The sequence below is a fragment of the Pseudomonas sp. SIMBA_041 genome (assembly GCF_046535095.1).
Lineage (GTDB): Bacteria > Pseudomonadota > Gammaproteobacteria > Pseudomonadales > Pseudomonadaceae > Aquipseudomonas > Aquipseudomonas mucoides.
Window position 1 is genome coordinate 1 of the sequence record NZ_JAWRXJ010000030.1, and the last position, 811, is coordinate 811.

The following is an 811-nucleotide window of genomic DNA, read 5'->3' on the forward strand; positions in this document are numbered from 1 at the left end:
AACTGCTTCAGGTTTTTGACTTCATAAACCCACGGTGCAGGTGGCTCAGGTGGCGGTGGTATATCCGGTGGAACAAATTCAGGAATAACGTGTGGTTCAATAACTTCGCCAAGCATTAAGCGACCCTTTTACAAATAGTTGTTGAAAAGACATTTCCCGCAGAACTATTTGAAACGCCCCCGCATACCATCCAAGTACCGCCGGGAGCCCCGTAGTTCTCGCCACCCGCGTTTGACCAACCCAGATACCCCCCTTCCACTAATGTTCCCGGTGGTATTGCGCCCGAGTTTATATTCTTAACAACAATAAACATCCCATAGGTGCCCACGCCGCCGATCGGTTGCGCGGCTATTTGGGACATCAAATTCCAGTAAGCGATATAGTTGGCGGCGATCCAGCTACTTAAATAGCCGCCCCAAATTGGCCCGTAACTGTTGCCATCAGTGCCAAACATGGCAACACCGGAGCCGGAATAACAACCGCCACCGGCGTAAAGTCCTGCGTTGGCTGTAATGTTGCCGTAGGACAACACGCCCGCCGCGTACGCCGTACCTCCGATAGATATGTCAGTGCCAACGTTTGCCGTGTTCAAGAGGTTGGCGTGACCGGAAACCTGTATGCCATTGACGAAAGCCGGGGCACTCAGCGCTGCGTACAAGGCAGGGTCAAAATTTGATGTATCCCAGACGGTTTCCCATTCGTCCCAAACACCGGCAATCAAGGCCCGGCGGTATAGGGTCTGGTCGTTAAACCCATATAGCTCCTGAAAGGCGTATTGCCCCGGTGTAATAACCGAGACGCGAACCCAACC

At 52.8% G+C, this 811-nt stretch carries 1 pseudogene; it reads right to left on the minus strand.

The window, feature by feature from the left end:
• Positions 1–115: 115 nt before the first annotated feature.
• A pseudogene (locus SB725_RS30070) lies at positions 116–811 on the minus strand (hypothetical protein); the annotation flags it as partial.